This window comes from Streptomyces mangrovi (assembly GCF_900114215.1).
Taxonomy (GTDB): domain Bacteria; phylum Actinomycetota; class Actinomycetes; order Streptomycetales; family Streptomycetaceae; genus Streptomyces; species Streptomyces barkulensis.
Genome location: NZ_FOSG01000015.1, coordinates 105,792 through 127,098 on the forward strand (window position 1 = coordinate 105,792; position 21,307 = coordinate 127,098).

The following is a 21,307-nucleotide window of genomic DNA, read 5'->3' on the forward strand; positions in this document are numbered from 1 at the left end:
TTCCTTCTGTCGTACGGAAAGGGGGGTGGGGTGTCGGGGGTCTCGGGTCAGCACCGGTCGCGTGTCAGCGCCGGTCGCGGGTGGCGGCGGGCTGGGTGACGCGGTCCAGGAGCACGCCGAGGCAGACGATCGCCGCGCCGGCGGTCAGGCCGATGCCCAGCTCACTCTTCTGCAGGCCGTAGACGACGTCGTAGCCGAGCGCGCCGCCGCCTACCAGGCCACCGATGACGACGATGGCCAGGACGAGGACGACCCCCTGGTTGACGGCCAGCAGCAGGGCGGGCCGGGCCAGCGGGAGCTGGACGTGGCGCAGTTGCTGGCCGGTGGAGGCGCCCATGGAGCGGGCGGCCTCCAGGGCGCCGGGGTCGGTCTCCCGGACGCCCTGGGCGGTGATGCGGATGACCGCGGGCAGCGCGTAGACCACGGCGGCGATGATCGCGGCGGTGCGGCCGACGTTGAACAGCGCCACCACCGGGATGAGGTAGATGAACTGCGGCATCGTCTGCATCACGTCGAGCACCGGCCGGATGGCCCGGTCCACCCAGGGCACCCGGGCGGCCAGGACGCCGATCGCGACGCCCGGCAGCAGGGTGACCACCAGTGCGGCGAGCACCTGGGAGAGGGTGTTGAGCGAGGTGGGCCACAGGCCCATCGCCCCGATCGCCGCCAGCGCGGCCACGGCGGTCGTGGCGGTGCGCCAGGTGCCGGTCAGCAGGGCGAGGGCGGCGGCGGCCAGGAGCAGCAGCCACCAGGGGGCGCCCTGGAGTCCGTCGCGCAGCGGGTTGAGCACCCAGCGGGCGAAGTTCTCCGACCAGGTGACGGTGCCGCCGATCAGGGGGATGCCGGAGCCGAGGTTGTCGGTGATCCAGTCGACGGCGGTGTTGACCGGGGCGGAGAGGTCGACGGTCCACTGCTCGGGCCACTGCCGTCCCAGGGCGGCCGAGCCGGCCGCCGAGGCGGCGGCGACGAAGGCCGCGGCCGCGGCCCGTACCGACCAGGCGCGCCCGCGGCTCGCGGGGGCGGAGGTGTCGTCCAGGCGCGCGCCGGCGGCGGCGGTGGTGCGGTCCAGCCAGATCGCGATGAGCACGATGGCGATGCCGGGGCCGAGCGCCTGGCCGACGTCCACCCGCGACAGGGCGGTGAAGACCTCGTCGCCCAGGCCGCCCGCGCCGATGACCGAGGCGAGGACGACCATCGACAGGCACATCATGATGGTCTGGTTCAGCCCCAGCAGCATCTGGCGGCGGGCCAGTGGCAGCCGGGCCGTGAGCAGCCGCTGCCAGGCGTTCGCGCCCAGCGAGGCGGAGGCCTCCAGCGCGGCCGGGTCGGCGCCGCGCAGGCCGAGCGAGGTGAGGCGGGCCATGGGGGGCGCCGCGTAGATGACGGTGGCGATCAGTGCCGAGGGCGTGCCGATGCCGAAGAGGAGCACGAACGGCAGCAGGTAGGCGAACGCCGGCATCACCTGCATGGTGTCGAACACCGGGCGCAGCAGCCGCTCGCAGCGGTCGGAGAGTCCGGCGGCCAGGCCGAGCGCCGCGCCGATCAGCGCGGCGGCGGCGACGGCGACGGCCATCAGCGCCAGGGTCTCCATGGCGGGCGCCCACAGGTCCAGCAGGCCGATCACGGCGAAGGCGCCCAGTGCGGTCGCGGCGGTGCGCAGGGCGCGGCGGCCGAGGTCCGCGCCGCCGGCGAACCAGGCGAGGGCGGCTGCGCCGGCCGTCACGCCCGTCCAGCCGAGCCCTTGGAGGAGTGCGAGGACGCCGTCGACGGCGGAGACCGCGTTGTTGCTGATGTGCAGCAGGAAGTAGAGGAACAGCCAGTGCGACTCGCGGTTGTCGACCAGCCAGGCGTCCAGTTCGTCCAGCGGTGAGCGGACGTCGTAGGTCAGGGCGTCCGGCCAGCTTCCGCTGCCCCATACGGAGGCGGCGAGGGGTATCGCCACGAGGGCGAGGAGGGCGAGGACGAGGAGCCTGCGGGCGGGCGGCCGGCCGGGGGTGCGGGCGGTCAGGCGGCGCAGGGCGCCGGGGCGGCCCGGCGGTCCTTCCCGGTCCGGTCCGGACCCGGATGCGGTGGACGCCGCCTTGCCGGGCTCTGCGGTCTTGTCGGGCTTACCCGGCTCCGGGGCCGGGGAGGAGGGGGCGGGGGTGGCGGTCGTCATACGGCGGCCACCTCCCCGCCGGCGGTATGGGAACCGCCGGGGTCCGGTGCCGTGCCCGCGTCCGTACCCGCGCCCGGGTCCGCGTCCAGTCCGGCGACGACGGCCAGCAGCCGGGCGTGGTCGACGACGCCGAGGGTGCGGCCGTCCTCCACCACCCGGACGTGCTCGCCGCTGCGCGCCACGGCCTCGATCGCCTCGGCGACCACCGTGCCGGGGGCGAGGGCCACACCGGTGTCGGCCTCGCCCGCCAGCGCCGGGCGCATCGCGCGGCGCACGGAGATGACCTGCTCGCGCGGCACGTCGCGGACGAAGTCGCGCACGTAGTCGTCGGCCGGTGCGGCGACGATCTCCTCGGGGGTGCCGAGCTGGACGATCTCGCCGTCGCGCATCAGCGCGATGCGGTCGCCGATGCGCAGTGCCTCGGACAGGTCGTGGGTGATGAAGACCATCGTGCGGCCCTCCTCGCGATGGAGCCGGATGACCTCCTCCTGCATGTCGCGGCGGATCAGCGGGTCGAGTGCGCTGAACGGCTCGTCGAACAGCAGGACCTCGGGGTCGACGGCGAGCGCGCGGGCCAGGCCGACGCGCTGCTGCTGGCCGCCGGAGAGCTGGCCGGGGCGGCGCTCGCCGAGTCCGGCGAGGCCGACCTTCTCGATCATCCCGGCGGCGCGGGCGCGGCGTTCGGCCCTGCCCACGCCCTGGATCTCCAGGCCGTAGGCGATGTTGTCGAGGACGGTGCGGTGCGGCAGCAGGCCGAAGTGCTGGAAGACCATGGCGGCGCGAGTGCGGCGCAGTTGCCGCAGCCGGGCCCGGTCCATGGCCAGGACGTCCTCGCCGTCGATGTGGAGGGCGCCGGCGGTGGGCTCGATCAGCCGGGTCAGGCAGCGCACCAGGGTGGACTTGCCGGAGCCGGACAGGCCCATGACGACGAAGACCTCGCCGCGGGCGACGTCGAAGGAGACGTCGCGGACGGCGGCGGTGCAGCCGGTGCGCTCGCGCACCTCGGCTGCGGACAGCCCGGTCAGTGAGGTGTCGCCGGGGACGCGGCCGGCCTTGGGGCCGAAGACCTTCCACAGGTTCCGGACGGAGAACACCGGGTCGCCGGCCTGCGGCGTCGCGGTGTCCGGCGTGCTGTCCGGCGCGGAGGGGGCGCCGGAGGGGTTGGCTGGGGCTGCGGTCACGCGGCACCTCCCGGTGTCGTGGTGTCGTCGAAGTCGCCGCCGGTCTCGTCACCGGACTCGTCGCGGTCGTCGCGGAGCAGGTCGGCGGCCTTCTCGCCGACCATCAGCACGCCGATCATGGGGTTGACGGCGGGGATGGTGGGGAAGACCGAGGCGTCGGCGATACGGACGCCGTCCAGGCCGCGGATGCGCAGGCGCGGGTCCACGACGGCCAGTTCGTCGTCGGCCGCGCCCATCCGGCAGGTGCCGGCGGGGTGGTAGACGGTGTGGGCGGCCTTGCGGGCGTACTCGCTCAGCTCCTCGTCGGAGGTGATGTCCGGGCCGGGGCAGACCTCCCGCCTGAGCCAGGAGTCCAGCGGCGCGGTCGCCGCTATCTCGCGGGCGATGCGGATGCCGTCGACGAGGGTGCGGGCGTCGTAGTCCTCGGCGTCGGTGAAGTAGCGGAAGTCCAGGGCCGGTTTGACCGAGGGGTCGGCGCTGGTGAGGTAGAGCCGGCCGCGGCTGCGGGGCTTGGGGATGTTGGGGGTCATCGACACGCCGTGGGCGGGGCGTTCGTAGCCCAGCCGTTCGGGGTTGTCGGTGAAGGGGATCTGGTAGAAGTGGAACATCAGGTCGGGGCCGGGCGATTTCGGGTCCCGGCGGACGAACAGGCCCGCGTCGGAGTCCATCGCCGAGTTGTCGGGGATGGGGCCGTCGGTCTCCCAGACGATGACCGACTCGGGGTGGTCCAGCAGGTTCTCGCCGACGCCCGGCAGATCGTGGACGACCGGGATCCCCAGGGCCTGAAGATCACCGGCCGGTCCGACGCCGGAGTGCAGCAGCAGCCGCGGGGTGTCCACCGCTCCCGCGCACAGCACGACCTCGCACCGGGCGGTCACCAGCGTCTCCTCGCCGTCGGCGGTGCGGACGTGGACGCCGGTGACGCGGCGGCCCTCCTCCCCGCCGAACCGGAGGCGGTACGCCCAGGTCTCCAGCCACAGCTCCAGGTTGGGCCGGTCGCCGGCCTCCATGTGGGGGTGGAGGTAGGCCACGGAGGCGGAGGAGCGCTTGTTGTCCTCCGGGTGGTAGGCGAGGTCGAAGAAACCGGCGCCCTCGGTGAACGGCCTGGCGTTGAAGCCCTCCACGCGCGGTACGCCGAGGGCCGCCTGAGCGGCGTCGACGAAGTCGCGGGCGATGGCGTTGCGGTCCTTCTCGTCGACGGCGACGATGTTGTTGCGCAGCCGGTGGTAGTAGGGCTCCATCGCGATGGCGTTCCAGCCGCTCGCCCCGGCGTCCTCCCACTCCTGCCAGTCCGAGGGCAGCGGCTTGAAGGAGATCAGGGTGTTGTGCGAGGAGCAGCCGCCGAGCACGCGCGCCCGGCTGTGCCGGATGTGGGAGTTGCCGCGTGGCTGCTCGGTGGTGGGGTAGTCGTAGTCGAGGTCGCCGCCGAGCAGGCCGAGCCAGCGGCGCAGGGTCAGTACGTCGGGGCGGTCGACGTCGGAGGGGCCGCCCTCGATGAGGGCGACGGTGGTGCCGGGGTCCTCGGCGAGCCGGGAGGCGATCACCGAGCCGGCCGTACCGCCGCCGATCACCACGTAGTCGTAGGTGGTGTTGCTGGGCATGGGGATGGTGCTCCTACAGGGGTGTTGCGTCAGGGATGCGCGGGAGTGGACCGGGGCGCCCGGAAGCGGGCGGGGCGCGGTCAGCCGGCGAACCAGCGCACCGGCGCGGGGCGCAGGTTCTCGTAGACGTGCTTGGTCTCGCGGTACTCGTCCAGCCCGGAGGGGCCGAGCTCGCGTCCCACGCCGGAGCGGCCGAAGCCGCCCCACTCCGCCTGCGGCAGGTAGGGGTGGTAGTCGTTGATCCACACGGTGCCGTGGCGCAGCCGGGCGGCGACCCGGCGGGCGCGGGCGGTGTCGGCGGAGAAGACGGCGCCGGCCAGGCCGTACTCGGTGTCGTTGGCCAGGGCCACGGCCTCGTCCTCGGTGCGGAAGGTCTCCACCGTCACGACCGGGCCGAAGACCTCCTCGCGCACCACGCGCATCGTGCGGTCGCAGCGGTCCAGGACGGTCGGCGGGTAGAAGTAGCCGGTGGCCGGGAGGGCCTCGGAGGGCTTGGGGCGCTCTCCACCGCAGCGTACGACGGCGCCCTCGGCGACCGCGGAGTCGACGTACTCCTCGGTCCTGTCGAGCTGCCGCTGGGAGACGAGCGGGCCGCACTCGACGCCGGGCTCGGTGCCGCGGCCGAGCCGGATGCGGCGGGCGCGGCGGGCGAGTTCGGTGACGAAGCGGTCGTGGACGGACTCCTCCAGGATGAGGCGCCCGCCGGCCGAGCAGACCTGGCCGCTGTGGATGAAGGCGGCGTTGAGTGCCTGGTCGACGGCGGTGTCGAAGCCCTCCTCGGTGGCGCAGGCGTCGGCGAAGACGATGTTGGGGTTCTTGCCGCCCAGTTCCAGGGCGACCTTCTTGACCGTGGCGGCCGCGGCGGCGGCCACCTTGGTGCCGCTGGCCAGGCCGCCGGTGAAGGAGACCAGGTCCACGCCGGGGTGCTCCGACAGGCGGGCGCCGACCGGGTCGCCCGCGCCGGTGACCAGGCCCGCCACACCCGCGGGCAGGCCCGCCTCGGTCAGCAGCCGGATCAGGTGGACGGTGGACAGCGGGGTGATCTCGCTGGGCTTGACGACGAAGGTGTTGCCCGCGGCCAGCGCCGGGGCGATCTTCCAGCTCGCCTGGAGCAGCGGGTAGTTCCAGGGGGTGATCAGCGCGCAGACGCCGACCGGTTCGTGGACGACGACGCTGTGCACGTCCGGGCTGCCCGCGTCCACCACGCGTCCGCCGGAGGTGTTCACGGCCTGGTCGGCGAAGTAGCGGAAGGCGGCGGTGACGTCGTCGACGTCGACGCGGCCCTCCTCGATGGTCTTGCCGGTGTCCATGGACTCGGTGAGCGCGATCTGCTCGCGGTCCCGCTGGAGGAGATCGGCGGTGCGCCGCAGCAGCGCCGCCCGCTCGGCGACGGGGGTGCGCGGCCAGACGCCGGTGTCGAAGGCGCGGCGGGCGGCCTCGACGGCGGCGTCGACGTCCTCGGCGCCGCCCTCGGAGACGACCGCGAGCACCGTCGCGTCGGCGGGGTCGAGGACCTCCCTGGTTCTTCCGGAGAGGGAGGGGCGCCACTCCCCGTCGATGTGCATGGTCTCGATTGCCGACACGTTCCGTACTGCCTTCCTCGCATGGTGCTCTTGCCGCCCGGCGGACCGAGCGACCCGGTCCCATGCCCCATACCGAGGAATCCAATCTTTTAATCCATGTCAAGTGGCATGCTTCACACCTGGAACCATGATCATCAGGGTTCTATGTGAATGAATTTAAGGCAATGAACGGATATGGAGGACATTGCGGGCACTACGTAACGCACCCGGACGAGTACGGGGATCGGCCCGGCGCCGGAACGCCGAAGGCCCCGGCTTCTTCGAGCCGGGGCCTTCGGTGCGCGGGTGTCCCGAAGCGGGGTCGGCGCGGGGCCGGATCAGATGAGGCCGAGACCGCGGACGGCCTCGCGCTCCTCCTCCAGCTCCTTCACGGAGGCCTCGATGCGCGCCCGCGAGAACTCGTTGATCTCCAGACCCTGGACGATCTCGTACTTCCCGCCGGAGCAGGTGACCGGGAAGGAGGAGATCAGGCCCTCGGGGACGCCGTAGGAGCCGTCCGAGGGGATGCCCATGGAGGTCCAGTCGCCCTCCGGGGTGCCGTTGACCCAGGTGTGGACGTGGTCGACGGCGGCGTTGGCGGCGGAGGCGGCCGAGGAGGCGCCGCGGGCCTCGATGATGGCGGCGCCGCGCTTGGCGACGGTCGGGATGAAGTCCTCGGCCAGCCACTTCTCGTCGTTCACGGCCTCGGCGGCGTTCTTGCCGGCGACCTCGGCGTGGAAGACGTCCGGGTACTGGGTGGCCGAGTGGTTGCCCCAGATGGTGAGGCGGCGGATCTCCGACACCGGGGTGCCGGTCTTCTTCGCGAGCTGCGACAGGGCCCGGTTGTGGTCCAGGCGGGTCATGGCCGTGAAGCGCTCGGCCGGTACGTCCGGGGCGGCGGCCTGGGCGATCAGGGCGTTGGTGTTGGCCGGGTTGCCCACGACCAGGACCTTGACGTCGTCCGCGGCGTGGTCGTTGATGGCCTTGCCCTGCGGCTTGAAGATGCCGCCGTTGGCCTCCAGCAGGTCGCCGCGCTCCATGCCCTTGGTGCGCGGGCGGGCGCCGACCAGGAGCGCGACGCTGGCGCCGTCGAACGCCTTGTTCGGGTCGTCGGTGATCTCGATGCCGCTGAGCAGCGGGAAGGCGCAGTCGTCCAGCTCCATCGCGGTGCCCTCGGCTGCCTTGAGACCCTGCGGGATCTCCAGGAGGCGCAGCGCGACCGGCACGTCCGGGCCCAGCAGCTGGCCGGAGGCGATGCGGAACAGCAGCGCGTAGCCGATCTGGCCGGCGGCGCCGGTGACGGTGACATTGACGGGAGTGCGGGTCATGGCGGTCTCCGTTTTACCTGACAGTGGCGGCTGGGTCTCCAACGTATCTCTACATCAAGAGACCTGGCGTCAGGCTATCCGACGGCCCGGCCCCGGAGGCAGCCGCCCGCCGGAGGGGGGGAACGGCGGGCGGCCGCGGGGGACGTACCGCACCCGTGGGGGGTACGGGAATTCCCCTGCCCCGGATTCCCGCCGTCATGCCGTCCGGAATCGGCCAACCGCAGCAGGGGGCCGCCCCGCGCGGGCGTCCGCGGCCGCCGCGGCGGTCCGTACCGGCGGCGGCCCTGCGGCGGTACGTCCCGGTCAGCGGATCGTGAAGTGGACGATGTCCTCCAGGAAGGGGATCTCCAGCACCGGGGCTGGCTGCGCCATCAGCGCCAGCAGCACGATCGCCGTGCCCAGCACGCCGTAGGTCACCACGTCCGTGAAGCGGGAGCGCACCGCGAGCATCCCCACCGACGGCACGGCCCAGCGCAGCACGGCGCCGGTGAGCAGGGACAGGCCGACGGTCAGCAGACCCGCGCGGAAGTGGCCGAGCGTCACCAGCAGGCCGGCGGCCGTCCCGGCCAGCACGCACAGCAGCGGCCACTGCCGCGCGGGCGCGGGGGCGTCCCCGGGGGCCGCCCGCCCGCCCCCCTCGGGGCGGGCGGTGTCACGGGTGATCAGCGGGAACCGCCGGGACCGGCGCCGGCCGGCGCCGGTCCCGGCGGTTCCCCCGGTCTCCCGGCTCCGCTCGGTCTCCCCGGCCTCCCCGGCCCCTCGGGTCCGCTCGGCCCCCGTCTCAGCCGACACGGTCCGCACCCGCGGCGCGCTCCGCCGCCTCCACCACGTTGGCCAGCAGCATCGCCCGCGTCATCGGGCCGACGCCGCCCGGGTTCGGCGAGAGCCACCCCGCGACCTCCGCGACGTCCGGGTGCACATCGCCGGCGATCTTCCCCGTCGCCGCGTCCCGGCTGACGCCCACGTCCAGCACGGCCGCGCCCGGCCTGATGTACTCGGGGCGGACCAGATGCGCCGCACCGGCCGCCGCCACCACGATGTCCGCCCGGCGCAGATGCTCCCCCAGGTCCCGGGTGCCGGTGTGGCACAGGGTCACCGTCGCGTTCTCCGAGCGGCGGGTGAGCAGCAGTCCGATGGAGCGGCCGACGGTGATGCCGCGTCCGACGACGGCCACGTCCGCCCCGTCGATCTCCACCTTGTGGCGGCGCAGCAGCTCGACGATGCCGTTGGGGGTGCACGGCAGCGGGGCCCGCTCGTTGAGCACCAGGCGGCCGAGGTTCGTCGGGTGGAGCCCGTCGGCGTCCTTGGCCGGGTCCATCAGCTCCAGGACGCGGTTGGTGTCGATCCCGCGCGGCAGCGGGAGCTGCACGATGTAGCCGGTGCAGGACGGGTCCTCGTTGAGTTCGCGGACGACCGCCTCGATGTCCTCCTGGGAGGCGGTGCCGGGCAGCTCGCGCTGGATGGAGGCGATGCCCACCTGGGCGCAGTCGCGGTGCTTGCCCGCCACGTACTTCTGGCTGCCGACGTCGTCGCCGACCAGGAGCGTGCCCAGGCCGGGCTGGATGCCGCGCGCCTTCAGGGCTTCTACGCGGGCGGCGAGTTCGGTCTTGATCGCGGCTGCGGTGGCCTTGCCGTCGAGAATCTGGGCGGTCATGGGGGCCATCCTCCCGGATACGGGGGTCCGGTCTCCAATCGCGTCCGCACCACGCCGCACCACGCGGCGCCTTCGGCACGGAGAGTGAGAGGGATGTCGCGGAACGCCTCGCTCCACGTCGCCGGCCGGGCCGGAGCATTGCGGATTCGCCACAGCCCCTCGTCTTGTCTGGACAGCGTCATCCATCCCCACCAGCATGGTCGCGGGTGCCGTGCCCTCGGGGGCCGACGGGTGCGGCGCACGGGGGAGGCACGCTCTTGTACGACCCGTTCCTCACGCAGCGGAGCTGCGGGGGCGCCGCGGTGTTCCTTCGGACGTCCCCCTGGACATCCCCTCGGCCCCGACCGTCCCCGTTTCCCGTCCGCTCGTTAGGAAGACGCTCATGAGCCACCCGCAGGACCCCTACGGCCAGCCGCCGCAGCCCGGTTACGGCCACCCGCAGCAGGGGGCCGCCCCGCAGGGCGCGTACCCCCAGCACCCGCAGTACCCCCAGCAGCCCGGCGGGGCGTACGCCTCCTACTACCCCCAGCAGCCCCACGGCGGTGGCATGCCGCCGTACGCGGGCTGGGGCGCCCGGGTCGGCGCGGCCCTGCTGGACGGCCTGATCATCGGCCTGATCCCCGGGATCCTGATGGCCGTCGGATACGGGCAGTTCCTCGGAGCGGTCATCGACGCGGCCGACAGCTGCCCGATCGGTGACACGATCTGCGCGCAGAACGCGGCCGATGTGCCCGGCAGCGCCTGGCCGCTGATCGCCATAGGCGCCCTGCTCTCCCTGGCCGGCCAGCTGTGGCTGATCCACCAGGAGGGCAGGACCGGGCAGACCCCGGGCAAGAAGGCCCTGAAGATCAGCGTGCTGCGGGAGGCCGACGGGCAGCCGCTCGGCTTCGGCATGGCCTTCGTGCGCAAGCTGGCGCACTTCCTGGACGGCGCGGCCTGCTACATCGGCTACCTGTGGCCGCTGTGGGACGACAAGAAGCAGACCTTCGCCGACAAGGTGATCAAGAGCGTCGTCGTGAAGCAGCAGCGGTAGTCCCGTCCGCCGGCCCCTCCCCCGTTCCGGCGCGTCTTCCGCATCTGCCGGGATGCGCGGGCCGGTACTGGGAAGGGTGCTCCTTGAGGGAGTGACGCGGCCCGTCCGGCGGGCGCCGCGCGAGGACGCAGGCATCGGGGGCCGTACCGCGGGGGGACCGCGGTACGGCCCCTCGGCGTCCGGTCGCCGCACGGGCCGCCCCGAGGAACCGGAGGAACCGGAGGAGAACGCCATGAGCAGCTCCGACCCGAACACCCCGAACGATCCCTACCGGAAGAACCCGTACGACCGGCCGCCCGGAGGGCAGCCGAGCAACCCGCCGGGCGGGCACTACGGCCCCTTCGGCGGCGCCGAGGAGCACCCGCTGGCTCCGCCGCCCGGCCCGATGGGCTCTCCCGGCGGACCGCCGGGCGGGCCGCCCGGAGCGATGCCGGGCAAGGTCAACTCGTCCCGCATGATCTTCTTCATCGCCGGCGGGCTCCAGGCCCTCTTCTCACTGCTGGCGATCGTCACCTTCGCCGCGGCCGAGGACGATCTGGAGGAGACCTACGGCGACCTGGGCGTGGGCACCGGGATCTACTACACGCTGTTCGTCTTCTTCCTGCTCCACGCGGTCGCCGGCATCGTGCTGGCCGTGAAGTTCCCGCAGGGCGGAGGCGGACTGCGGATCTGGGGCATCGCCTGGTCGGCCGTCCTGGTGCTGATCGGCCTGCTCACGCTGCCGCTCGGGCTGCTGTGGCTGGCGCTCGGCATCGTCTGCGTCGCGCTGCTGTCCTCCGCCGAGTCGGCGGCCTGGTTCAACCGCCCGCGGGCCTGAGGACCGGTACGGCGGCCCGCACACGACCCCGCGCACACCGCAGGCCGCGCCCCCGCCGGGGCGCGGCCTGACGTGCGTCCACCTCAGTGGAAGAAGTGCCGGGTGCCCGTGAAGTACATCGTCACACCCGCCGCCTTCGCCGCCTCGACCACCTGCTCGTCGCGGACCGAACCGCCCGGCTGGACGACCGCCCGCACGCCCGCGTCCGCCAGGACCTGGAAGCCGTCGGGGAAGGGGAAGAAGGCGTCGGAGGCCGCGTAGGAGCCGCGCGCCCGCTCCTCGCCGGCGCGCTGGACGGCGAGTTTGGCGGAGTCCACCCGGTTGACCTGGCCCATGCCGACGCCGACGGTGGCACCCCCCTTGGCCAGCAGGATCGCGTTGGACTTCACCGCCCGGCAGGCACGCCAGGCGAAGGCCAGCTCGGCCAGCTCCGCCTCCCCCAGCGCCTCGCCGGTGGCGAGCGTCCAGGCGGCGGGGTCGTCGCCGTCGGCCTGGAGGCGGTCGGCGACCTGGAGCAGCGCACCGCCGTCGACCGGCTTGTGCTCCAGGTGGGCGGCCGGGGCCTGGGGGCAGCGCAGCACGCGGATGTTCTTCTTGCGGGCCAGCACCTCCACCGCGCCGTCCTCGTAGTCCGGCGCCACGATGACCTCGGTGAAGATCTCGGCGACCTGCTCGGCCATGGCGACCGTCACCGGACGGTTGACGGCGATCACACCGCCGAAGGCGGACAGCGGGTCGCAGGCGTGCGCCTTGCGGTGGGCCTCGGCGACGTCCGCGCCGACGGCGATGCCGCAGGGGTTGGCGTGCTTGATGATCGCCACGCACGGCTCGGCGTGGTCGTGGGCGGCCCGGCGCGCGGCCTCGGTGTCCGTGTAGTTGTTGTAGGACATCTCCTTGCCGTGCAGCTGCTCGGCGCCGGCCAGTCCGCCGCTGCCGTCGCTGTAGAGGGCGGCGGCCTGGTGCGGGTTCTCGCCGTAGCGCAGCACGTTCGAACGCCGGTAGGCGGTGCCGAGGAACTCGGGGAAGCCGGAGTCGTCGGCCGGGGCGTAGTCGGTCGCGAACCAGGAGGCGACGGCCACGTCGTAGGCCGCGGTGTGCGCGAACGCCTCGGCGGCCAGGCGTCGGCGGGCGGCGAGGTCGAAGCCGCCGCCCGTGACGGCCTCCAGCACCTCGCCGTAGCGGCCGGGGTTGACGACGACGGCCACGGACGGGTGGTTCTTGGCCGCGGCGCGGACCATCGACGGGCCGCCGATGTCGATCTGCTCCACGCACTCGTCCGGGGAGGCGCCGGAGGCGACGGTCTCCCGGAAGGGGTAGAGGTTGACGACGACGAGGTCGAAGGGCTCCACGTCCAGCTCGCCGAGCTGCCGGCGGTGGTCCTCCAGGCGCAGGTCGGCCAGGATGCCGGCGTGCACCCGCGGGTGGAGGGTCTTCACCCGGCCGTCCAGGCACTCGGGGAAGCCGGTCAGCTCCTCGACCCGGGTGACCTCCACGCCCGCGGCGGCGATCCGTGCGGCCGTCGAGCCGGTCGAGACGAGCCTGACGCCCGCCGCGTCCAGGCCGCGGGCCAGCTCCTCCAGGCCCGTCTTGTCGTAGACGCTGACCAGCGCGCGGCGGACGGGCCGCCTGGTGGCCCCGGTGGTCTGGGGGGTCTCGGGGGTCTCGGAGCCTTCAGTCATGACCGAGAATGACCTTTCTTGCCTCGATGCGGTAGCCGTGGCGGGCGATGCGTCGCACCGTGTCGACGAGCAGCCGCCGCTCGACTTCCTTGATCCGCTCGTGGAGCGTGGATTCGTCGTCCTCCTCCCGCACCTCGACCACGCCCTGGGCGATGATCGGGCCGGTGTCGACGCCGTCGTCGACGAAGTGGACGGTGCACCCGGTGACCTTCACGCCGTACGCGAGCGCGTCGCGCACGCCGTGGGCGCCGGGAAAGCTGGGGAGCAGGGCGGGGTGGGTGTTGACGAAGCGCCCGCCGAACCGGGCGAGGAACTCCTTGCCCACGATCTTCATGAAGCCGGCGGAGACCACCAGGTCGGGCTCGTGGGCCGCCACCGCCTCGGCCAGCGCGCGGTCCCAGGCGTCCCGGCCGGCGTGGTCGCGCACGCGGCAGACGAAGGTGGGCAGCCCGGCGCGCTCGGCGCGCTCCAGCCCGGCGATGCCGTCGCGGTCGGCTCCGACGGCGACGATCTCGGCGCCGAAGGCGTCCGGCCGCTCCTCGGCGACGGCGTCGAGGAGCGCCTGGAGGTTCGTGCCCGAACCCGATACGAGGACCACGACGCGGGCCGGGGAGTGGGCGGCGAAGGAACGGGAAGCGGAAGCCACGACGAGGCTCTTCTCGGATCTCTCGGTGGGACGGTGCGGCTTTGTACGGTCGTACGAATCCGTGGGGCGGACGAATCCGGGGAACCCTACGAAGCGGCCGACCGTCAGCAACGATACCGGCACACCGGACGGCCCCCTCGGGACGGGGGGACGGCCGCCCGGTAGCGTCAGGGCCACACATCGGCGAACGGCCCGGGGCCGGGACGACATCTAGGGGAAGACACAGAGCACATGACGGACCGACGACGCCGCGCGGCCCCTGAGACCTCGACCGGGATCCCGACCGTTACCGCCCCGGGCCCGCTCCGGCTGCGGCCCCTCACCGGCCCGTCCCCTTCCGGCCTGCCTCTCCCGGGCTCCTTCGGCGGCCCGCACTCGGACGGCCCACACTCCTCGGACGGCCGGCTCTCCCGCGGCCGGGAGGAGGACAACCCCTTCGCCGCGCCGCCCGAGGGCCGCCCCGAGCAGCCCTGGCGCCCGCGTGGACCCCAGGGGGCCGACCCGTCCGGCTCCTCCGGATCGTCCGATTCACCGGACTCCCCGCGAGGTGACGGGGACGGCGACGGCCGGGGCGGCGACCGGCCGGAGGGCTCCTCGCCCGACTGGGGCCGCAGGTGGAGCAGCCGCCAGCCGGGTCGCCAGAGCGGCGGCTTCGGCAGCGGCGGCCGTCCGGAGCAGAACGGCGGGCAGGGCGGCGCACCCGGCGGTATGCGCTGGGATCCGACCGACCCCGTCCAGCGCCGGGCCCGGTACGCCCTGGTCATCGGCGGCTGGGGGCTGATCTTCGCCTTCTTCGGCCTCCCCTGGCTGGCGGTGCCGCTGGGCGCGCTGGCCGTGTACTGGGGCGTCGGCGCCATCCGCGGCAAGCCGGGCGCCGGAGGCGGTACGGACGGCGGTGCGGACGGCGGCACCGGCGGCGGCGCGGAGACCGGCCGGGCGGCCGCCCGGCCCGAGGACGTGGCCGGCGCCGACCGCTCCACCGCGCCGGAGCCCGGCGCGGGCCGGGCGCCCGCCCCCGCCGGCCCGGAGGCCGGCCGCTCGGGCCGGCCCCAGCTGGCGGCGGCGGTGACCGGGCTGGTCACCGGGATCCTCGCACTGCTGATCATCGCCGCGCAGTTCACCGTCCAGCTCGTCTACCGCGACTACTTCGTCTGCGTCGAGGACGCCCTCACCAACTCCTCGCGCCAGGCGTGCGAACGGCATCTGCCCGAGCAGCTGCGCCCGCTGTTCGGTGAACCCGAACGCGAGGAGTGAGGCGGGGCGCGGTCACGACGACCGCGACGGGTGCGGGGAGCGGCCGGGGGCCTCGCGGCCGCCGGGCGTCAGTGTCCGCGGGCCGGGCGCAGCCGCCAGGAGCGCATGGCCAGGGCCGTCGGCACCCCCAGGGCGGCCGTCCAGCCCAGCGCCGCGGCCCCGGTGAGCCGCCAGTCCGGGCCGATATGGGCCAGCGCCCCCGTGCCCAGCGGACCGCCCGCGCAGGCGGCCAGCGCCGCCATCGCCGCGCCGCAGCCGCAGGCGGCCAGCGTGGCCGCGCCGGCGGTCGCCCGTCCGCCCAGCACCGCGGGCCCTCCCCCGGCGGGCACGGCCGCGCGCGCCACGCACCACGCCGCGAGCAGCCCGCCCGCCAGCGGGACCACAAGAGCCGCGGCCCAGGTCACGGGGGTGCCCGGCCCCTCGGCCGGTACGGCCGCCAGCAGCGGGAAGTCCGGCAGCGGCGGCAGGCCGGTCACGGCAGCGGGCCGCACCGTGCCGCCTCCCCCGAGCGTGAACCCGGGGCCGAGGCCGTACGCCGCGCCCCAGACGGCCGCGTTGGGCGTCAGGGCCAGGGCCAGCAGCAGGACCGCCGCCAGCCCCGGCCACTCCAGGGTCGGCTGCTCCTGCGACGGGAACGCGGCCCGCTGGGCGGTGGCCACATGCCACAGCAGGGCGCCCGCCGTCAGCAGTGCGCCCCCGGCGCACTGCGCCGCGGCCGACGCGGCGGCGCCGCGCAGGGCGGCCGACGCCCCGGCGCGGGTGAGCGCGGGCCGCTCCGTCCGCCGCCGCATCCGGCGCATCCGGCACATCCGGCGCAGGAGCCGCGGCGGGGCCTCGGGCAGCGGCCGCCCCAGGCCCGTCCACGTTCCCGCCGCCGCGGCGGCGGCCGTGACTGCGGGCAGGCGCAGCGCGGCGCCCAGCGGATCGACCCGGATGGGGCCGGAGGCCGCGTAGCCGGTCACGGCCGCCGCGACCAGCAGATATCCGGCGACGATCCAGCACATGGCGCGCCATGCCGCGCCCGTGTCCCCCGCGCCGGGATCCGCACCGGGCCCCGAACCGGGACTCCCGCCGGGGGCTCGTGCGGACACCGGCCCCCGGGCCGCGCCGCGGGCCGTGCGGTGGAGCAGCCACACCGGCACGGCGCACAGCAGCAGGGGCACCAGCCCGACCGGCGCGGGGGAACCGCTGAGGGTTTCGGTACGGACGAGAGGGGCACCGTGTGCCACCAGCCAGAGGTCGGCGGCGATGCGCAGCGCGCCGCCGGGACCGTCGTCGGGGTGGGGCGAGGTGATCCACAGCAGCATGACGAGGACTGCGATTCCGCCCAGGCCCAGGCCCGCGGCCATCACACCGTCGAGAAGGCGGTCGCGGGGAGGAACCGGCGCATGACGGATGAGCGCGAGGGCATGCGGGGGCGGTGAGGAGGGCGACGCGTCGCGGCGGGTCATGGGATACACGCCGACATGCTGCCAACAACGCCCGATTCGCCCGGGGAGCAGGGAAAAAGTCGATGTGTCGCACACAGCACGCTATGCAGTTTTTTCATACAGTGCGGCGGTATGGCATCCATACCGCCGCAATCATGACGACCCGTAGGGGGCGGCCAGCATGACCGAGACACTCTCCATCCCCGCGCCCGCCGAGGACGCGGCCCCGGAAGCCTCCGAGCGCGAGGAGCCCGCCGCCGGGCCGTCGTTCGGGCTCACGGAGACCGCGGACCTCCCCGGCCCGGCGGCGGCGGACGGGCCGGCCGAGGCGTTCGATCTGCTGTACGCGCGCCTGGCCCGGCCGCTGCTGCGCCAGACGTATCTGCTCACCGGCGACCGGGCACTGGCCGGGCAGGCCGTACGCCACGCCTTCCGGCAGGCGTGGGAGCGGTGGCCCGAGGTCGCCGTGGACCGGGATCCGGCCGGCTGGGTGCGGACGGCGGCGTACGACCACGCGCTCTCGCCCTGGCACCGGCTGGACCCCCGCCGCCGCGCGGCCCGGAGGGACGGACCGGGCGAGCACGGGGCGGGGAAAGACGGGGCGGAGAGTGGGGCGGGGAAAAACAGCGCGGAGAGCGGGGCGGGGAAAAACAGCGCGGAGAGTGGGGCGGGGAAAAACAGCGCGGAGAGCGGGGCGGGGAAAAACAGCGCGGAGAGCGGTGAAAGGCTGCCGCCGGAAGCCCTGCTGGACCTGCCGCCCTCCTACCGCCGCACGCTGCTCCTGCACGACGGCCTCGGGCTGGGAGTGTCGGAGACGGCCGCCGAGAGCGAGGCGAGCACCGCCGCCACGGCCGCGCGGCTGATGCACGCGCGCGAGGCGCTGGCCGAGTACGTGCCCGGTCTGCGCCGTGTCGCGCCGGATCGGCGCAGGGAGATCATCCGCTCGATGCTGGAGGAGCTGGCGGACGCCGGCTCCCTGCCCGGGCTCCCGTCCGCCCGCACGGCGCGCGACGGCAGCGAGCGGACGGTGCGGCTGCGGACGGGCGCCTCGTTCGGGGCGACCGCGCTGGTGGCCGCGGCGGCACTGCTGGCGTCCCTGGCCGGGCCGCAGGCGCACGACTCCGCCCGGCAGGCGCCGCAGGAGGCCGGGACCCCGGCCGTGTCCGAGTCCTCCCCGGGCGGGCAGGAGGACCGGGCGGCCGGCTGAGGACGGCCCCGAGGGCTGCCACAGGCCCGCACAGGCCCGCGAAGACCCCCGAACGGCGCGGGCCCGCACCCCGAGGGGTGCGGGCCCGCGCCGTGCTGTGCCGACCGTGTCAGCCGGCGAGCAGCTCGCGCGCCAGGCGGGCGGTCTCGGACGGCGTCTTGCCGACCTTCACACCCGCGGCCTCCAGGGCCTCCTTCTTCGCCTGGGCGGTGCCGGAGGAGCCGGAGACGATGGCGCCGGCGTGGCCCATGGTCTTGCCCTCGGGGGCGGTGAAGCCCGCGACGTAGCCGACGACCGGCTTGGTGACGTTGGCCTTGATGAAGTCCGCGGCCCGCTCCTCGGCGTCGCCGCCGATCTCGCCGATCATCACGATCAGGTCGGTGTCGGGGTCGGCCTCGAACGCCTTGAGTGCGTCGATGTGGGTGGTGCCGATGATCGGGTCGCCGCCGATGCCGACGCAGGTCGAGAAGCCGAGGTCGCGCAGCTCGTACATCATCTGGTACGTCAGCGTGCCGGACTTCGAGACCAGGCCGATGCGGCCCGGCTTGGTGATGTCGGCCGGGATGATGCCCGCGTTGGACTGGCCGGGGGTGATCAGGCCGGGGCAGTTCGGGCCGACGATGCGGGTCTTGTTGCCCTTGGAGCCCGCGTAGGCCCAGAACTCGGCGGTGTCGTGGACGGCGATGCCCTCGGTGATCACCACGGCGAGCGGGATCTCGGCGTCGATCGCCTCGATGACCGCGCTCTTGGTGAACTTCTCCGGGACGAAGACGACGGTGACGTCGGCGCCGGTGGCCTCCATGGCCTCCTTGACCGTGCCGAAGACGGGCACTTCGGTCCCGTCGAAGTCGACGGTCGTGCCCGCCTTGCGCGGGTTGACGCCGCCGACGATGTTGGTGCCGGAGGCCAGCATGCGCCGGGTGTGCTTCTGGCCCTCGGAGCCGGTCATCCCCTGGACGATGACCTTGCTTTCCTTGGTGAGGAAGATAGCCATTGTTGTCGGTGTCCTCGTCCTTCGTTACTTCGCGGCCAGCTCGGCGGCACGCTCGGCCGCGCCGTCCATGGTGTCCACCTGCTGCACCAGCGGGTGGTCGGCGTCGTTCAGGATCTTGCGGCCCAGCTCCGCGTTGTTGCCGTCGAGGCGCACCACCAGCGGCTTGGAGACGTCCTCGCCCTTGGACTTCAGCAGCTCCAGGGCCTGCACGATGCCGTTGGCGACGGCGTCGCAGGCGGTGATGCCGCCGAAGACGTTGACGAAGACGGACTTGACGTCCGGGTCGCCGAGGATGATCTCCAGGCCGTTGGCCATGACCTCGGCGGAGGCGCCGCCGCCGATGTCGAGGAAGTTGGCGGGCTTGACGCCGCCGTGGTTCTCACCGGCGTAGGCCACGACGTCCAGGGTGCTCATGACCAGGCCCGCGCCGTTGCCGATGATGCCGACCTGGCCGTCGAGCTTGACGTAGTTCAGGCCCTTGGCCTTGGCGGCGGCCTCCAGCGGGTTGGCCGCGGCCTTGTCCTCCAGGGCGGCGTGGTCCGGCTGGCGGAACTCGGCGTTGGCGTCCAGGGACACCTTGCCGTCCAGCGCGATGATCCGACCGTCGCCGGTCTTGACCAGCGGGTTCACCTCGACGAGGAGGGCGTCCTCCTTGACGAAGACGGTCCACAGCTTCTGCACGGCGTCGACGATTCCGTCGGCGACGTCGGCCGGGAACTTCGCGGCCTCGACGATCTCGCGGGCCTTGGCCTCGGTGACGCCCTCGACGGCGTCCACCGGGATCTTGGCCAGGGCCTCGGGCTTGGTGGCCGCGACCTCCTCGATGTCCATGCCGCCCTCGACGGACGCCATCGCGAGGAAGGTGCGGTTGGCGCGGTCCAGCAGGAAGGAGACGTAGTACTCCTCCGCGATGTCCGCGGTCTGGGCCAGCATCACCTTGTGGACGGTGTGGCCCTTGATGTCCATGCCCAGGATCTGGCCGGCCTTCTCGACGGCGTCGTCCGGGTCGGAGGCCAGCTTCACACCGCCGGCCTTGCCCCGGCCACCGGTCTTGACCTGCGCCTTGACGACCGCGCGACCGCCGAGTCGCTCGGTCGCCTCGCGCGCCGCCTCGGGCGTGTCGATGACTTCACCGGCCAGCACCGGTACGTCATGCTTGGCGAAGAGATCCCTCGCCTGGTACTCGAACAGGTCCACGCGCGTCCGTCCCTAGTTGTGGTGTCGCGGTTCGTTGTCAGCGTGGGCGTGCCGCGTGGCCGCGGCGTCTGCGGAGCGCGCGGCATGTCCGCCTTGCAGGTTAGCCCCGTCGGTGTGCCCGGCATAAATCGCAGCTCACACCCGTGCGGTGACAACCGTCACAGACACCGCCCTCCCGACCTGGGTGGGAGGCGCCGCGGCAGGGCGGGATCCGGCCGGCCGCCGGGGCCGTCCGGGGGGCCGGAGCGGGCGCCGGTCCCCGGACGGGTTTCCGGCCGGATCCCCGGGCCGGGCGACCCTGCCGTCCGGCGTGACGACCACCCGGCCGGCCTCCCCGCGGACGGCGGACGGCGGACGGCGGACGGCGCGCGACGGACGGCGCGCGACGGGCGATGACGGCGCGGGCGCGGCGCACCGGTGCGGCCCACGCCCGGTCACTCCCCGGGGATCGGCAGGGGGCGCCTCTCGATCGCCGCCGCCATCACCTCCGGGAAGTGGTCGGGGGTGCAGGCGAAGGCGGGCACGCCGAGTGCGGCCAGTGCCGCGGCGTGCTCCCGGTCGTAGGCGGGGGCGCCCTCGTCCGAGAGCGCCAGGATCGCCACGAACTCCACGCCCGCGCTCCTCATCGCGGCGACGCGCTTGAGCATCTCGCCGCGGATGCCGCCTTCGTGGAGGTCGCTGACGAGGACGAGGACCGTCTCGGCGGGCCGGGTGATGCGCGACTGGCAGTAGGCCAGCGCGCGGTTGATGTCGGTGCCGCCGCCGAGCCTGGTCCCGAACAGGACGTCGACGGGGTCGTCGAGCAGGTCGGTGAGGTCCACGACGGAGGTGTCGAAGACGACCAGCCGGGTGGAGACCGACCGCATCGAGGCGAGCACGGCCCCGAAGACGGAGGCGTAAACGACCGAGGCGGCCATCGAGCCGGACTGGTCGACGCACAGGACGACGTCCTTGCGCGCCGCCCGGGAGGCGCGGCCGTGGCCGACCAGCCGTTCGGGCACGACCGTGCGGTACTCGGGCAGGTAGTTCCCCAGGTTGGCCCGGAGGGTGCGGTTCCAGTCGATGTCCCGGTGGCGGGGGCGGCGTATCTTCGCCGACCGGTCCAGGGCACCCGTCAGCGCCGCCCTGGTGCGGGCCGCGAGTCGGCGCTCCAGTTCCCCGACGACCTTGCGGACGACCGCGCGTGCGGCCTCCCGGCTCGCCTCGGGCATCGCCCTGCCCAGGGAGAGCAGGGTGCCGGCGAGGTGGACGTCCGCCTCGACGGCCTCCAGCAGCTCCGGTTCCGTCAGCAGGGCGGACAGGCCGAGCCGGTCGATGGCGTCCCGCTGCATCACCTGGACGACGGAGGCCGGGAAGCAGTCGCGGACGTCGCCCAGCCAGCGGGCCACGCCCGGCGCCGAGGCGCCCAGCCCGGCGGACCGCGGCCCCGGCCGGACGCCGGCGCCCTCCTCGTCCCCGTAGAGGGCGGCGAGAGTGCGGTCCATGGCCGCGTCCCGGCCGGTCAGGGCTTCTCCGGTGCCGTCGGCGTCCCGGCCGCCGCCAAGGACCAGCCGCCAGCGCCGCAGC

Annotated in this window: 17 protein-coding genes; 4 read left to right on the forward strand and 13 right to left on the reverse strand. The window is 74.0% G+C overall.

Annotated elements, in window-relative coordinates:
• Nucleotides 1-64: 64 nt before the first annotated feature.
• The 7 genes from BM237_RS20295 to BM237_RS20325 form a co-directional block, all read right to left on the reverse strand.
• A complete protein-coding gene (locus BM237_RS20295) occupies nucleotides 65-2,158 on the reverse strand; it encodes an ABC transporter permease subunit (RefSeq protein ID WP_093851136.1) in 2,094 nt (697 codons plus the stop codon).
• Nucleotides 2,155-3,252: a quaternary amine ABC transporter ATP-binding protein gene (locus BM237_RS20300; protein WP_245793845.1), complete on the reverse strand. Its 1,098-nt coding sequence runs from the start codon at nucleotides 3,250-3,252 to the stop codon at nucleotides 2,155-2,157. Before BM237_RS20300 ends, BM237_RS20295 begins: the two co-directional genes overlap by 4 nt.
• 83 nt (nucleotides 3,253-3,335) lie before the next feature.
• Nucleotides 3,336-4,940 carry a GMC family oxidoreductase gene (locus BM237_RS20305; RefSeq protein WP_093851138.1) on the reverse strand — a complete coding sequence of 535 codons (1,605 nt, stop codon included), beginning with the start codon at nucleotides 4,938-4,940 and terminating at the stop codon, nucleotides 3,336-3,338.
• Between the two features lie 80 nt (nucleotides 4,941-5,020).
• The gene (locus BM237_RS20310; RefSeq protein ID WP_425443720.1) at nucleotides 5,021-6,505 is read right to left on the reverse strand and encodes an aldehyde dehydrogenase family protein; all 1,485 of its coding nucleotides are present in this window, start codon (nucleotides 6,503-6,505) and stop codon (nucleotides 5,021-5,023) included.
• 335 nt (nucleotides 6,506-6,840) lie between these two features.
• Nucleotides 6,841-7,830: a malate dehydrogenase gene (locus BM237_RS20315; RefSeq protein WP_093851140.1), complete on the reverse strand. Its 990-nt coding sequence runs from the start codon at nucleotides 7,828-7,830 to the stop codon at nucleotides 6,841-6,843.
• A 303-nt stretch (nucleotides 7,831-8,133) separates the two neighbouring features.
• Nucleotides 8,134-8,622: a DUF3017 domain-containing protein gene (locus BM237_RS20320; protein WP_093851186.1), complete on the reverse strand. Its 489-nt coding sequence runs from the start codon at nucleotides 8,620-8,622 to the stop codon at nucleotides 8,134-8,136.
• On the reverse strand, nucleotides 8,612-9,484 hold the full coding sequence (locus BM237_RS20325; RefSeq protein WP_093851141.1) for a bifunctional methylenetetrahydrofolate dehydrogenase/methenyltetrahydrofolate cyclohydrolase: 873 nt from the start codon (nucleotides 9,482-9,484) through the stop codon (nucleotides 8,612-8,614). The genes BM237_RS20320 and BM237_RS20325 overlap by 11 nt, the downstream gene beginning before the upstream one ends.
• 382 nt (nucleotides 9,485-9,866) lie before the next feature.
• Between BM237_RS20325 and BM237_RS20330 the strand changes: the two genes are divergently transcribed.
• The gene (locus tag BM237_RS20330) at nucleotides 9,867-10,517 is read left to right on the forward strand and encodes an RDD family protein (protein ID WP_093851142.1); all 651 of its coding nucleotides are present in this window, start codon (nucleotides 9,867-9,869) and stop codon (nucleotides 10,515-10,517) included.
• 232 nt (nucleotides 10,518-10,749) lie between these two features.
• Nucleotides 10,750-11,334, forward strand: coding sequence for a hypothetical protein (locus BM237_RS20335; protein WP_139238137.1), 585 nt, complete (start codon nucleotides 10,750-10,752; stop codon nucleotides 11,332-11,334).
• An 83-nt stretch (nucleotides 11,335-11,417) separates the two neighbouring features.
• On the opposite strand, the gene purH is transcribed toward BM237_RS20335, so the two are convergent.
• The gene (gene purH / locus BM237_RS20340; RefSeq protein WP_093851144.1) at nucleotides 11,418-13,013 is read right to left on the reverse strand and encodes a bifunctional phosphoribosylaminoimidazolecarboxamide formyltransferase/IMP cyclohydrolase; all 1,596 of its coding nucleotides are present in this window, start codon (nucleotides 13,011-13,013) and stop codon (nucleotides 11,418-11,420) included.
• On the reverse strand, nucleotides 13,006-13,659 hold the full coding sequence (gene purN, locus BM237_RS20345; protein WP_093851145.1) for a phosphoribosylglycinamide formyltransferase: 654 nt from the start codon (nucleotides 13,657-13,659) through the stop codon (nucleotides 13,006-13,008). The genes purH and purN overlap by 8 nt, the downstream gene beginning before the upstream one ends.
• 231 nt (nucleotides 13,660-13,890) lie before the next feature.
• On the opposite strand from purN, the gene BM237_RS20350 reads away from it, so the two are divergent.
• Nucleotides 13,891-14,913, forward strand: a complete 1,023-nt coding sequence (locus BM237_RS20350; protein WP_093851146.1) for a hypothetical protein — start codon at nucleotides 13,891-13,893, stop codon at nucleotides 14,911-14,913.
• A 68-nt stretch (nucleotides 14,914-14,981) separates the two neighbouring features.
• On the opposite strand, the gene BM237_RS20355 is transcribed toward BM237_RS20350, so the two are convergent.
• Nucleotides 14,982-16,364, reverse strand: a complete 1,383-nt coding sequence (locus BM237_RS20355) for a cell division protein PerM (protein ID WP_245793847.1) — start codon at nucleotides 16,362-16,364, stop codon at nucleotides 14,982-14,984.
• A 160-nt stretch (nucleotides 16,365-16,524) separates the two neighbouring features.
• On the opposite strand from BM237_RS20355, the gene BM237_RS30560 reads away from it, so the two are divergent.
• Nucleotides 16,525-17,550 carry a SigE family RNA polymerase sigma factor gene (locus tag BM237_RS30560; RefSeq protein ID WP_093851148.1) on the forward strand — a complete coding sequence of 342 codons (1,026 nt, stop codon included), beginning with the start codon at nucleotides 16,525-16,527 and terminating at the stop codon, nucleotides 17,548-17,550.
• 109 nt (nucleotides 17,551-17,659) lie between these two features.
• Here the strand turns inward: BM237_RS30560 and sucD are convergent, their stop codons facing one another.
• The 3 genes from sucD to BM237_RS20375 all read right to left on the reverse strand — a co-directional run bounded on the left by sucD (nucleotide 17,660) and on the right by BM237_RS20375 (nucleotide 21,306).
• A complete protein-coding gene (gene sucD / locus BM237_RS20365) occupies nucleotides 17,660-18,544 on the reverse strand; it encodes a succinate--CoA ligase subunit alpha (protein WP_093851149.1) in 885 nt (294 codons plus the stop codon).
• 24 nt (nucleotides 18,545-18,568) lie between these two features.
• Nucleotides 18,569-19,741 carry an ADP-forming succinate--CoA ligase subunit beta gene (gene sucC, locus BM237_RS20370; protein ID WP_093851150.1) on the reverse strand — a complete coding sequence of 391 codons (1,173 nt, stop codon included), beginning with the start codon at nucleotides 19,739-19,741 and terminating at the stop codon, nucleotides 18,569-18,571.
• A 434-nt stretch (nucleotides 19,742-20,175) separates the two neighbouring features.
• Nucleotides 20,176-21,306, reverse strand: coding sequence for a VWA domain-containing protein (locus BM237_RS20375; protein ID WP_245793850.1), 1,131 nt, complete (start codon nucleotides 21,304-21,306; stop codon nucleotides 20,176-20,178).
• Between the last annotated feature and the right edge of the window lies 1 nt (nucleotide 21,307).

Coding starts and splice junctions, on each gene's coding strand:
- BM237_RS20350 (WP_093851146.1), top strand. CDS start 13,891: ATGACGGACCGACGACGCCGCGCGGCCCCTGAGACCTCGACCGGGATC.
- purH (WP_093851144.1), bottom strand. CDS start 13,013: ATGACTGAAGGCTCCGAGACCCCCGAGACCCCCCAGACCACCGGGGCC.
- BM237_RS20305 (WP_093851138.1), bottom strand. CDS start 4,940: ATGCCCAGCAACACCACCTACGACTACGTGGTGATCGGCGGCGGTACG.
- sucD (WP_093851149.1), bottom strand. CDS start 18,544: ATGGCTATCTTCCTCACCAAGGAAAGCAAGGTCATCGTCCAGGGGATG.
- BM237_RS20330 (WP_093851142.1), top strand. CDS start 9,867: ATGAGCCACCCGCAGGACCCCTACGGCCAGCCGCCGCAGCCCGGTTAC.
- BM237_RS20315 (WP_093851140.1), bottom strand. CDS start 7,830: ATGACCCGCACTCCCGTCAATGTCACCGTCACCGGCGCCGCCGGCCAG.
- BM237_RS20325 (WP_093851141.1), bottom strand. CDS start 9,484: ATGACCGCCCAGATTCTCGACGGCAAGGCCACCGCAGCCGCGATCAAG.
- BM237_RS20295 (WP_093851136.1), bottom strand. CDS start 2,158: ATGACGACCGCCACCCCCGCCCCCTCCTCCCCGGCCCCGGAGCCGGGT.
- BM237_RS20310 (WP_425443720.1), bottom strand. CDS start 6,505: ATGCACATCGACGGGGAGTGGCGCCCCTCCCTCTCCGGAAGAACCAGG.
- BM237_RS20335 (WP_139238137.1), top strand. CDS start 10,750: ATGAGCAGCTCCGACCCGAACACCCCGAACGATCCCTACCGGAAGAAC.
- BM237_RS20355 (WP_245793847.1), bottom strand. CDS start 16,364: ATGACCCGCCGCGACGCGTCGCCCTCCTCACCGCCCCCGCATGCCCTC.
- BM237_RS30560 (WP_093851148.1), top strand. CDS start 16,525: ATGACCGAGACACTCTCCATCCCCGCGCCCGCCGAGGACGCGGCCCCG.